Below are 12,336 nucleotides of genomic sequence, written 5' to 3'. Positions count from 1 at the left end.
GCAATAGGGGGCTGCACCGAGCGCACGACCGACTTCGCGCATCACCTGCTCGGCGGTGTGCTCGATTACGGCGCGGCTGCGTCGGGCGAGCAGTTCGGCACTGGCGTCGGGTTCGGCATCGATGTGCAAGGCGCTGCTGCGCAACACCTCGGCGGCGGCTCTGAGGGCGCTGTCGACCGTGCCCAGATGCGCCATCGCATGGGGTTCATCACGTTGCGCGCAATGTCGACGTAAGCGTTCGGCGATTTCCCGCGTGGCGCCATACCAGCAGGCGGCAATCCCGATGCCGCCCTGCCAGAAACCGGGCCGTTGCAAGTAATCGCCGGGCTGGCCGATGGCCTGACCTTCAGTGTCGTCGAACACCACTTCGACGCTGCCGGTCGCCGCCATGCCGACCGCTTGCCAGCCTTGATCGGTGATGGTCACGCCGGGCTGATCCAGCGCCACCGCCACCAGTTGCTGACGATCGTTCTCGTCCCACGCCGTGAGCAAGGCATGACTGAGCACCGCGGCGCCGGAACACCAGGCTTTGCGCCCATTAAGTTTGACCAGATGCCCCGACGCGCTGACACGCACTCGCGCCTGCGGCGGTTCGGCCGCCCACATGCCCCAGGTGCTGCCAGGCGTGGGCGATCCGCCGAGTTGTTCGATGATGGCCAGCGCATCAGTGTGGCCTTCATACAACTTGCACAACCCCAGATCATGTCCGCCCACGTCGGCCAAGGCCTGGAAGCGTGTCAGGGTGTAGCCGCTGCCGGGCAAGGGCAGGCGATCCAGCCCGGCCTCGACCATCGCCCGCAAGCACCGGCCCAGCGCCTTTGTGTCAGCGTAGTCTGGTGGCTGCCGGGCGAAAAAGCCTCGCAGCTCCATGTCATTCCTCTTCTTCGCGTTGCAGTTCGAACAGCAGCAGCGAGCGGCCGGTGGCCGAATATTCGTGACCAAACTGGAACCGTTCCTGGCCGCGAATCGAGGGCTGATTGGTGTCGATCATGCACGTCCAGAAACTGCCTTCAGGCACTTCCGGCAAGGTGAAATTTACGATGTCGTGATGGGCGTTGACCACCAGCAACAACGTCGCATCGCCACCCTTGCGGCGGATGCCCGTTTCTTGAGCGCGACCATCGAGCAACATGCCCATGCAACGGTTGTTGGCGTCGTGCCAATGTTCGGTGGTCATCTCCGTGGCATCGGGGGCCAGCCAGGTGACGTCCTTGACGCCGATGTCTTCGTTGTAATTGCCGACCAGAAAACGTCCGCGACGCAGGATCGGGTACGCCTGGCGCAGCTTGATCAGGCGTTTGACGAATTTGAGCAAGGCTTTGCCGTCTTCGCTCAGATCCCAGTTGACCCAACCGATGTCGCTGTCCTGGCAATAGGCGTTGTTGTTGCCGTCCTGAGTGCGGGCGAATTCGTCGCCGGCCACCAGCATTGGCGTGCCTTGAGCGAGCAGCAGGGTGGCGAAGAAGTTGCGCATCTGCCGATGGCGCAGCGCGTTGATTTCTTCGTCGTTGGTGGGACCTTCGACACCGTGGTTCCACGACAGATTGTTGTTGCTGCCGTCCTGATTGTCCTCGTCGTTGGCTTCGTTGTGCTTGTCGTTGTATGAAACCAGATCGTTGAGGGTGAAGCCGTCGTGGGCGGTGACGAAATTCACCGACGAATACGGCCGCCGGCCGCGCTGGTTGAACATCTCGCCGGACGCGGTCATGCGGCTGGCGAAGTCCGCCAGTTGCCCCTCGTCGCCTTTCCAGAAGGCGCGGACGGTGTCGCGGAATTTGTCGTTCCACTCGACCCAACCCGGCGGGAAGTTACCCACCTGATAGCCGCCCGGGCCGCAGTCCCAAGGCTCGGCGATCATTTTCACTTGGCGCAGCACCGGATCCTGGCGGCACGCAACAAGGAAACTGTGACGCTCGTCGAAGCCATCGTGATAACGACCGAGAATGGTCGCCAGGTCGAAGCGGAAGCCGTCGACGTGCATTTCGCTCGCCCAATAGCGCAGCGAGTCGGTGACCATTTGCAGGACGCACGGGTGGCTAAGGTCGAGGGTGTTGCCGGTGCCGGAATCGTTGATGTAGAAGCGTTTTTCATCGGGCATCAGTCGATAGTACGAAGCGTTGTCGATACCGCGCATCGACAGGGTCGGGCCTTGCTCGTTACCCTCGGCCGTGTGGTTGTAAACCACGTCGAGAATGACTTCCAGGTTGGCGTCGTGCAGGTGCGCAACCATCTCCTTGAACTCGGCAATCTTGCCGTTGGCCAGGTAGCGCGGATCCGGGGCGAAAAACGCGATGCTGTTGTAGCCCCAGTAATTGGTCATGCCCTTTTGCAGCAGATGCTGGTCATTGACGAAGGCGTGGATGGGTAGCAATTCAACCGACGACACCCCGAGTTTGCGGATGTGCTCGAGCACATCTTCAACCATCAGCCCGGCGAAGGTGCCACGCACGTTTTCCGGTACCGAGGGGTGACGCATGCTGATGCCGCGCACGTGGGTTTCGTAAATGATCGTCTTGTCCCACGGCACGCTGACGCGGTGGTCGTGGCCCCAGGTGTGCGCCGGGTCGATGACCTTGCACTTGGGCACGAACGGCGCGCTGTCGCGTTCATCGAAACTGAGGTCGGCGTCCGGATGGCCGATGGTATAGCCAAACAGCGCCTCGGACCATTTCAGTTCGCCGACCAATTGCTTGGCGTAGGGGTCGATAAGCAATTTATTGGGGTTGAAGCGGTGACCGTTTTCCGGATCGTAAGGGCCATACACACGGTAGCCGTAGATCAGCCCCGGATGGGCGTCGGGCAGATAACCGTGGTAGATCTCGTCGGTGTATTCAGGCAGTTCGATGCGTTCGAGTTCGACCTCCCCGGCATCATCGAAAATACACAGTTCGACCTTGGTAGCGTTGGCAGAAAACAGCGCGAAGTTGACCCCCAATCCATCCCACGTAGCACCGAGCGGGAAGGGCAGACCTTCACGGATTCTCGAAGGTTCGGCGATGTGTGCGGGCTCGGCTTTCTTTGGACGGGTCATAGATGCTCCTGCAAAACGGGGGGAATTTCATGTTTGGCCTACGCCCTTGTAGGAGCGAGCCTGCTCGCGAAGGCGGTCTGACATTCAGTAACGAAGTCATTGGACATCACGCTTTCGCGAGCAGGCTCGCGCCTAAAGGGGTTTGGTTTATCCAGTTCCTTTGAATGACTGGTTTCAGAACCGTTTGGTTCTATTTAATCGACGCGAACACAACTGCGGTGGCGAGCGAACTCGCCACACGTTCAATTGTTCAAGTGTTGAAAGGGATCAGATCGCCGGCGGCTTTTTCGCTGCCCGCGGTTTTTTCTCGATGGCTTTTTCGCCCGGCGGCACGACCTTCGCAGCACCTGTAGACTTGGCCTTCACCGGTGCCTTTGGCTTGGCCGCCGGGCTTTTGCCGCTGGCGGCGCTGGTCTGGGGCGTCTTGCCGTCGGCCTTGCTCCCAGTGGCCTTCGGTGATTTTTTCGGCGCCAGCGCCTCGGCCTCGGCCAGTTTGCGCGCCATCGCCCAATGCCGTTCTTCCTGGCCTTCGGGTTGGCCCTCGGATTCCCAGATTTGATAGGCGAACTCGCGGATGCGTTTATCGTCGGTGCTCATCGCAATGCTCCTGAACTCAACTCATGCTGATGTGTAGTGTTGGATAAAGACATTGACCGGGAAATCCCCCAGCGCGTCGCTGATGTTCAGCTCCCTGTTTTTTGTGACTGCGGTGCTCGAAAAAAGTCCCTTAAAGTTGATGTCGCTGTCCTGGATCGGCAGAACCACGCGCGTATCGCCCCAACGCAGCGCGTCGACCTTGGGCTCGGCACTGTTTTCCAGCAGGCTGGCGCAACGGATCGGCACGATCACAACGGCCCGTTGGCCATTGTGTTCACGGGCAAACGCGAGGACGTTGTGCGCCTGGCTACCCAGCACCTCCAAGGGCTGGTACGAGCCCACACGAAACAGATCCGCGTGCTCGGCCCGTATGTTCAACACTTGGCCGATCAAAGCTTGCTTGATGCGCCCGTCGCGCCACTGCTCCAGCAGTTGCGCTGTCGGCACTGAGTCCTGCAAAGCCTTCTCCCGCGCGGTGTAATCAACGGGCCGGCGATTGTCCGGGTCAACCAGACTGAAATCCCAGAACTCATCGCCTTGATACAGATCCGGCACCCCCGGCACGGTCATACGCAGCAAGGTTTGCGCCAAACCGTTGAGCGCTCCGGCGGCAGCGATGCTGTGCACGGTTTTCGCCAGCGCCGCGCGCAGCAACTCGCCGTGCTCGCTGGTGAGCAACTGTTCGGTGAATGCCTTGGCGGCGTTTTCGTAAGCCTCGTTCGGTGCGCTCCAGCTGCTTTGCAGCTTGGCTTCGCGCAGGGCTTTTTGTTGCCACTGCCAGATGCGCTGGGCGTAATCGGCGAATCCGTTTTGATCGTCACCTTGCAGCTCAAGCGGCCAACTGCCGATCAAGGCCTGATAAAGAATCAGCTCATCGCCGGGAGACGGCAGCAGATCATCGCTGCGTAACGGCCGGGCGAGGGCGCGCCACAGTTCGAGCTGTTCGGCGTACCAGACGCTGCGTTCGCTGAGCACCGCCAGTCGCGCACGGGTGTCCTCGCCACGTTTGTGGTCATGAGTGGCCGTCGTCAACAAATTATCCGGAAAGTGCGCGAGCCGTTGCTGGCAGGCTTCGTGGAAATCACTGACTGGCGCACTGAATTGCTCCGTGCTGAAACCAACGTCATTGCGCGACAGCAAGACTGCCGAACGATAGAACGCGGTGTCTTCCACGGCTTTGGCGGCCGCCGGTGAAGTCAGTTGCTGGAAGCGCACGCAGGCATGCCGGAGGATTTTCCGTGAGCGCCCCAGCGGACGTCGCCGCCACGGTTTACCGCCGAGCCAGTCGGCCAGGCAATCGAGCACCGGCCAGTCACCTTCGCTCAGGTCGTTGCGTGCGCCTGCCATGGCTTGCTGGAAAAACACGTCGTCCTGAGCCGAACGACCCGCCGGGCTGATGTAGGTGCGGTACACCGGAAAGTGCACGATCAGTGCCTGCAAGGCACGACGGATCGCGCCAAGGGTCAGGTCGCGGGTCATCAAATCGTCCCGCGCCACTTGCAGCAAGGCCTGGGCGACGCTCTCGAAATCACCGGCCAGCGAACCGTTGAGGATTTGCTGACGCGCCAGTTTTGCCTCTTCGATGAACGCGGCCGGGCGCTCGCTGCGCCGCTGCCACAGATCCCCGAGCACGTGTTCACCGGCCGGGTCGTGTTGCAGCAACGACAGTTGATTCATGAATTCATAACCGGTGGTGCCGTCGACGGACCAGTCGGTGTGCAGGGTTTCGCCTTCGCCGAGGATTTTTTCGACGTAAATCGGCAAGTGCCGTCCCGGTGCGAGCAGGTCGACCCGGCGCCGCAATTTGCGGCAATAACCGCGCGGGTCGGCGAGGCCGTCGATGTGGTCGATGCGCAAACCATCGACCAAGCCTTCGGTAATCAACTCGAAAATCTTGCCATGAGTCGCTTCGAACACAGCTGGGCGCTCGACGCGTAAACCACCGAGTTCGTTGATATCGAAAAAACGCCGCCAATTGATGTCGTCAGCCGCCGTGCGCCAACTGGCCAGGCGATAGCTCTGCTGCTCAAGCAACTGATGCAGACGCTGGAAGCCTTCCTCGGTCTTCGAGTCGTATCGCTCGAGATTGCGCTGGATCGCCTGAAGCGTCTGCGGATCGCTGGCCAGTTGGCGCAGTTCTTCCTTCAACGGCATCGACAGCGAATGCGCGTCCGTCTGGTAACTGAGCGTGCTGAAGCGGTCGGCCAGGAATTTGAGCGCTTCGCTGCGCTCGGCATCCAGTGTGTCATCAGGCTTGAGCAGGTCGCCGTACTGGCTTGGGCAGATCGGGAAACGATGCTCGTAATGTTCGACGTGAAACGCGCCCGCGTGCTCATCGAAACACAGCGCCAGCGTGCCGTCTTGCAGGGCAATGCCGTAATCGCTGCCGAGAAAAGGCAGGAGCAATTGGCCTTCCATCAACGGGTCGGGGGAGTGCCACTGGATATCGAAAAACTCGCCATAGGGGCTCAGGCGCCCCCATTCCAGCAGGTCGAGCCACCACGGGTTGTCGTTGCCGCCGACGGCCATGTGGTTGGAGACGATATCGAGGATCAGCCCCATGTTGTGTTCGCGCAACGCGTCGACCAGTTTGCGCAGAGCCGGTTCGCCGCCCAGCTCCGGGTTGACCCGGGTCGGATCGACCACGTCGTAGCCGTGCATGGAACCTTTGCGCGCGGCCAGCAGCGGCGATGCATAGATGTGGCTGATGCCGAGCCGGGCGAAGTACGGCACCAGCGGCACGGCTTGATCGAGGGTAAAGCCTGCGTGGAATTGCAGGCGCAAGGTGGCCCGTAGCGGTTGAATGAGCGTTTGGTTCATCGGTCACGCTCGGCAGCCTGAAGTCGCGCGCAGGCGAGCAGTTCGAGTCGTCGTGCCGCATCGTCGCCGTCAAGCAACGCCTCGCTGGTGCCGGGCAAACGGCGCGACCAGTTCGGGTGAGCGTCGATGGTGCCGGGCAGATTGGCCTGCTCGTCGATGCCCAAGGCGTCTTCCAGCGGCAGCAACACCAACGGCGCGCGGGTGTGGCCAAGGAAACGCACGCTCGCGTCGACCACTTGATCGGCTTCGTGTGACTCTTCGCGGAAGTTTTGCGGATCCTCGCTCAGCGCACTGCGTAGCCCGTTGCGCTCGCGCTCACGATGACGACGCCATTCAATCTCGCCGTTGGCGTCAATCACGCCGAGTCGAGCATTCCAGTCGATGTCGCGGCCATGCCACCAACCATTGAGCGTCGGCAAGTCATGGGTGCTAGTGGTCGCGAGGGCGTTGTCCGGCCAGTCGAGAATCGGTTTGAAATGGGTGTTGTCCTGTTCGAACAGCAAGACACGCATGCCGAGCATCGAACGGGCGATGAGTTTTTCCTGCAGGCCTTCCGGTACGGTGCCGAGGTCTTCGCCGAGCACAATGGCCTGGTGGCGGTGTGATTCAAGGGTCAGCAGTCGCAGCATGTCGTCGATCGGGTAATACAGGTAGGCGCCGTCTGCGGGGGCGGCCCCGTTGGGAATCACCCACAGCCGTTGCAGGCCCATGACGTGGTCGATGCGCAAACCGCCGGCGTGGGCGAAGTTGGCGCGCAGCATTTCAATGAACGCACGGAAACCGTTGCGCACCAGCCCTTCCGGGGAAAACGCGGAGATACCCCAGCCCTGGCCGGTACGATTGAGAATGTCTGGCGGTGCGCCGACGGTCAGGGAGGCGAGCAATTCGTCCTGACGGCTCCAGGCCTGGCTGCCGGCACCGTCCGCACCGACGGCAAGGTCGGCGATCAGGCCAATACTCATGCCGGCGCCACGGGCGGCGGCTTGTGCACGTTCAAGGCAGCGGTGGATCAGCCACTGGCAGAAGGCAAAATAGCCGATGCGTTCGGCGTATTCCTCGGCAAATGCGCTCAACGCCGCACCGCGCGGATCGTGCCAGTGTTCCGGCCATTCCCGCCAGTCCAGGCTTTCGTTACGTGCGGCGCGCATTTCCTGAATGGCTTCGAAGCGGCAATGGTTTTCCAGGGCCTCGCCACCGTTGTGCCGAAAGCTGCTGAAATCCGCGTGCAACGGGTGTTCGCCGTGGATGAAGCCGTCATATAGCGCTTGCAACAAACGCTGTTTGGCTTCGGCGGCGCGAGGCCAGTCGACCAGTTTGAGGTCTTCGAGCTGCTGGAACTCGTCGGCCAGACCACAGGCGTCAATCGCATCTCGCAACGCGCGCTCGCCGAGAATCGTGCCGGGCGCGGCATAAAGGCTGTTAAGGAACAAACGGCTCGACGGCGAATAGGGGCTGTAGCGCCCGGTGTCGGCGCTGAACATCGCGTGCAGCGGGCTGATTGCCAACGCATCGGCACCGCGCTCGCCGGCCGCGCGGGCCAGTTCTTCCAGCGCTTGGGTATCGCCGAAACCGCCATCGCCGCGACGGCGCAAACCATACAGCTGAACGCTCAGGCCCCAGGCGCGAGGGATCGGATTGTCCACGGCGTCGCCGACGCTATAGCAGCGCTCGGGTGCCACGGCCAGGGTAAATTGTTGATCGTCGATATAGACGTGCTGATAGCCGACAGGAATGAGGCCGGGTAAAACCGCCTCGCTGTCGAGCTTCAGGTTCATCCGCGAGCCGTCCTCAAGGTGAATCTCACAGGACGTTCCGGGGGCGAAGTATCGCGACAGATCAATGCCCACGCCGACGTCGCTGGTCAGCAGAGGCGGCAGATGACGGTCTTGTTGCACTTCTTGCAGTTCCAGCAGGCTGGCGTCGATTTCCTGTGCAGTACCGGCCGGGTGACCAAGGCCGATAAGAACATTACGCAGTACGGCGGGGGCGACCTTTTGCTGGCGGCCGTTGGCGTCGATCCAGTCGACCGCCAGGCCGGCGCGGCTTGCGAGTATTTCCAGTTGCGCATCGCTCATAGGCGCTCTCCATCCAGAGTTTGCTAAGGGGTTGCGGCCGTGAGGCGGACAAGCGCGCAATACGGATCCAGTAAATTTTGATCCGTGTGATCGGCGGCGTGCAGCGGATATAACTGCTGCGCCTCGACCTGTGGTGGGTTGACCACGGCGGTGTCACTGAGGTTCAGGTCAATACGCAGCACGCTGCCATTGCCCAATTGCCAGCGTGCGCTGACCGCGCCAGACCCCAGCACCTCGGTGCCGAGAGACTGGGTGCCTGGCAGGTGCGGGATGATGAAGCGATGACGCAATTCCAACAGTTGTCGGTAGAGCACCAGCGTCTCTTGTTGCTGCACAGTGCCACGGTCGGTGAGCTTGGGTTGTGAATCGTGAAAGCTCGAAGGTGCGTTGGGATCGGGAATCCGTTCACGTTTGTGCGGGTCGGTAAAGGCGCTGAAAGCAGCGAATTCGTTACGCCGGCCTTCACGTACCCGTTCGGCGAGTTCGCCGTGGTGGCTGGTGAAAAACAGGAACGGTTGTTGGGCAGCGTACTCGTCACCCATGAACATCAACGGGATCATCGGCGCCAGCAATAGCAGCGAAGTGGCGGCTCGCAATGCCCGGGGATCGGCCAATTGATGCAAGCGCTCGCCAAAGGCGCGGTTGCCGATCTGGTCGTGATTCTGCAGGAACAATACAAAGGCGCTTGGCGGCAAATGAGCACTCGGCTCGCCCCGCGGTTCGCCATGACGAGTCAGATGCCCCTGAAAGACGAAACCCTGGTTGAGACAGCGCGCCAGTTTCTCCGTCGGATGCTCGGCATAGTCGGCGTAGTAAGCGTCGGTTTCTCCCGTGAGCAGCACATGCAGGGCGTTGTGGCCGTCATCGTTCCACTGTGCGTCGAATCCTTCCTGGAGCAGGCTGGCCTGATTGTGTTCGTTCTCGACTGTGAGCCACACATGGCGGTCGCCATTGATTTGCTCGCGGATGCGTTGCGCCAGTTCCAGCAGGAAATCCGGATCCTTGATGGCGTGCACGGCATCAAGACGCAAGCCGTCGAAGCGGTATTCCTGCAACCACATCAACGCGTTTTCGATAAAAAAGTCGCGCACTTCCCGACGCCGAAAATCAATCGCAGCGCCCCAAGGGGTGTGTTTGTCCTCGCGGAAAAAGCCCTTGGCGTATCGGTGCAAATAGTTGCCGTCGGGGCCGAAGTGGTTGTAGACCACGTCGAGAATCACCGCCAGACCGTTGCGGTGAGCGCAGTCGATCAGATGCTTGAGTTGTTCCGGGGAACCGTAAGACGCCTGGGGCGCATAGGGCAAGACGCCGTCATAGCCCCAATTACGATCACCGGGGAACTGCGCCAGCGGCATCAGTTCGATCGCGGTGATGCCCAGTTCAGCCAATCGCGGCAAGTGCTCTTCAACCTGAGCGTATCCACCCAGCGCGCCGACGTGCAGTTCATAAATGACCGCTTCGCTCCATGGCCGGCCTTGCCATGATGTCTGCTGCCACTGATAAGCCAGCGGATCGACCACCACACTGTGGCGGTCGAGGTCTCCGGCCTGCGCCCGGGAAGCCGGGTCAGGCACTTCAATTTCACCGTCGATGCAGAAGCGATAACGGGTGCCCGCCGGGCAAGTGAGCGTGTTGACAAACCAACCGTCAGCTTCAGGCAACAGCGGCAGCGATTTCCCGTCTTCCAATTCAACGCTGACGTAAAACGCATCAGGTGCCCAAAGCGCGAATTGCGTGTGCTCGGCGTCCAGCAGGAGTGCGCCGTGTGGCCAGGGTTCATGGGACCTTAACGGCATGGATTATCTCTCCCTGTTATTTATGTGCGGCTTTACCCAAGGCCTTTGCCACCAGTTGTTCGTAGAGTTCGGCGTAAGGTTCTACGGCTTTGCACCAGTTGAACGGTGCGGCCATGGCGCGGCAACGCATGGCATTGAGCAGTTCGGGGAAGGCAAAGACTTTAAACGCGCGGCTCAACGCTTCCTGATAGCTTTCGGCGGTGGATTCGTCGAAGAGGAAGCCGGTGACGCCGTTTTCAATGGTGTCGGCCAGGCCGCCGGTGTTGCGCGCGACCGGCAGCGAACCGAAACGCTGGGCATACATCTGGCTCAAGCCGCAAGGTTCATAACGCGACGGCATCAGCAGGAAATCGCTGCCGGCAAACATGCGACGAGCGTCGGTTTCGTTGAAGCCGATGCGCACGCCGATCTGCCCCGGGAAACGCAGGGCCAATTCACGCATGGCCTGTTCTTCTTCCGGCTCGCCACGACCGATGATCGCGATCTGCCCGCCATGATTGACAATGTATTCGGATACAGCCTCGGTCAGATCGAGACCTTTTTGATAGACCAGTCGCGAAACCACAGCGAATAACGGGCCTTCACTGTCGTCGAGGGCAAACAGTTTGCGAACATGCGCGGCGTTGATCGCTTTGCCCTCCCAGTCGCCGATTTCGAAGGGTGCGAACAAGTGCGGATCGGTCGCCGCGTCCCAGCTCTCATCGATGCCGTTGGGAATACCGCTGAGCAAGCCTTGCTGGGTCTTGGCGGCCAGGAAACCGTCGAGACCGCAGCCGAAGTCCGGGGTGGTGATTTCTTGCGCGTAAGTGGCGCTGACCGTGGTGATATGGCTTGAGTAAGCCATGCCGGCCTTAAGGAACGACATCTTGCCGTAGAATTCCATGCCTTCTTGCTGCAGGGCATGGTTGGGGATGCCGAGCTCCGGGCAGGAGCCCAGACTGGTCACGCCTTGATACGCCAGATTGTGAATGGTGAACAAGGTTGGCGTGCGCTGCCCGCGCCAGTGCATATAGGCCGGTGCGAGTCCCGCAGGCCAGTCGTGTGCATGCACCAGTTCCGGGCACCAGTGGATTTGTGCGAGGTTGGCGGCAATATCGGCAGCGGCGAGGCCGAGTCGGGCGAAGCGGATGTGGTTGTCCGGCCAGTCGCGGCCATTGTTGGCGCCGTACGGCGAACCTTCGCGTTCATAGAGTTCAGGACAGATCAACACGTAAATCACCAGGCCGTCGGGCATGTCCATGCGTCCGATCTTGCAGGGTGGCAGCGCTGCGTGGCCACCGAGTTCACCGATGATATGAATCGGGTTTTCGCTGTTAAGCACCTGCGGATAGCCAGGGATCAGCACGCGTACATCGTGCAAATGTGCCATGGCCCGTGGCAGGGCGGCAGAGACGTCGCCCAAGCCGCCGGTCTTGACCAGGTCGGCGATTTCCGAGGTAACAAACAACACTTTTTTCTTGTTGGGATTCTTGCTGGCGACCGGTGCCATTGCCTTCGGGCTCTGGGCGCTGATCGACCGGCTGCCGGGGACGCTCACGGTGCTCGATTCACCCATAGGCAAATGAGCACGCTCTCCCTGAATATCCAATGCCGCGTTGATCATATGAATCTCCCGTGTTGTTGACCTGTATTTTTATCCGGAACAAGCGACGTGCTTGGCCAAATCCTGTGGCCGGGCGCACACGCACCACACGTCGGAGAGCAAACGCTACCCAACACGCGCAAGCAGAATGGGTGGAGGTGCCGTTGCAAGGATTGCACCAGTCGCGATGGCCCTGTCTTTGTCATGACCCGTCACGTCGCGCAAAAGTTTCGACTTTTTTTGTTCTTTGTGACCGACCGGTTTTCCCCCGCGAAACTGAGTCTAGGCCAGATCCTAGAGCGGGTCAGGCCAAATGGATAAATTGTTCGACAATCCGTTTATTGATAGCGCATACAAGCGGCCGCACGGAAGGTGCGCACCGACGAAGGGCAGGTTTTAGCGACGGGAGGGTGCGAAACGGGGGCGGGTGGGGGC

General features: G+C 60.7%; 7 protein-coding genes. All 7 read right to left on the bottom strand.

What is annotated here, in order from left to right:
- A partial coding sequence (locus GIW69_RS25680; RefSeq protein WP_236485578.1) for an acyl-CoA dehydrogenase family protein occupies positions 1 to 870 on the bottom strand: 870 nt, incomplete at its 3' end.
- 1 nt (position 871) lies between these two features.
- Positions 872 to 3,031, bottom strand: a complete 2,160-nt coding sequence (gene glgX / locus GIW69_RS25675; protein WP_236485577.1) for a glycogen debranching protein GlgX — start codon at positions 3,029 to 3,031, stop codon at positions 872 to 874.
- A 267-nt stretch (positions 3,032 to 3,298) separates the two neighbouring features.
- Positions 3,299 to 3,628, bottom strand: a complete 330-nt coding sequence (locus GIW69_RS25670) for a DUF2934 domain-containing protein (RefSeq protein ID WP_236485576.1) — start codon at positions 3,626 to 3,628, stop codon at positions 3,299 to 3,301.
- A gap of 21 nt (positions 3,629 to 3,649) precedes the next feature.
- Positions 3,650 to 6,448, bottom strand: coding sequence for a malto-oligosyltrehalose synthase (locus GIW69_RS25665; RefSeq protein ID WP_236485575.1), 2,799 nt, complete (start codon positions 6,446 to 6,448; stop codon positions 3,650 to 3,652).
- The gene (malQ, locus tag GIW69_RS25660) at positions 6,445 to 8,523 is read right to left on the bottom strand and encodes a 4-alpha-glucanotransferase (RefSeq protein WP_236485574.1); all 2,079 of its coding nucleotides are present in this window, start codon (positions 8,521 to 8,523) and stop codon (positions 6,445 to 6,447) included. Before malQ ends, GIW69_RS25665 begins: the two co-directional genes overlap by 4 nt.
- A 23-nt stretch (positions 8,524 to 8,546) precedes the next feature.
- Entirely contained in the window at positions 8,547 to 10,319 is a 1,773-nt protein-coding gene (gene treZ, locus GIW69_RS25655) for a malto-oligosyltrehalose trehalohydrolase (protein WP_236485573.1), read from the bottom strand.
- Positions 10,320 to 10,335: 16 nt separating this feature from the next.
- Positions 10,336 to 11,922, bottom strand: coding sequence for a glycogen synthase GlgA (gene glgA / locus GIW69_RS25650; protein WP_236485572.1), 1,587 nt, complete (start codon positions 11,920 to 11,922; stop codon positions 10,336 to 10,338).
- Positions 11,923 to 12,336: the final 414 nt, after the last annotated feature.

The organism is Pseudomonas syringae (genome assembly GCF_021605415.1).
In the GTDB taxonomy this organism is placed as follows: domain Bacteria; phylum Pseudomonadota; class Gammaproteobacteria; order Pseudomonadales; family Pseudomonadaceae; genus Aquipseudomonas; species Aquipseudomonas syringae_S.
The sequence above is the reverse complement of the archived record's forward strand: the minus strand, read 5'-3'. Positions and strand labels throughout refer to the sequence as shown.

Excerpts from the sequence above, each read along its gene's own strand:
- glgX (WP_236485577.1), bottom strand. The coding sequence starts at position 3,031 with ATGACCCGTCCAAAGAAAGCCGAGCCCGCACACATCGCCGAACCTTCG.
- GIW69_RS25670 (WP_236485576.1), bottom strand. The coding sequence starts at position 3,628 with ATGAGCACCGACGATAAACGCATCCGCGAGTTCGCCTATCAAATCTGG.
- GIW69_RS25665 (WP_236485575.1), bottom strand. The coding sequence starts at position 6,448 with ATGAACCAAACGCTCATTCAACCGCTACGGGCCACCTTGCGCCTGCAA.
- malQ (WP_236485574.1), bottom strand. The coding sequence starts at position 8,523 with ATGAGCGATGCGCAACTGGAAATACTCGCAAGCCGCGCCGGCCTGGCG.
- treZ (WP_236485573.1), bottom strand. The coding sequence starts at position 10,319 with ATGCCGTTAAGGTCCCATGAACCCTGGCCACACGGCGCACTCCTGCTG.
- glgA (WP_236485572.1), bottom strand. The coding sequence starts at position 11,922 with ATGATCAACGCGGCATTGGATATTCAGGGAGAGCGTGCTCATTTGCCT.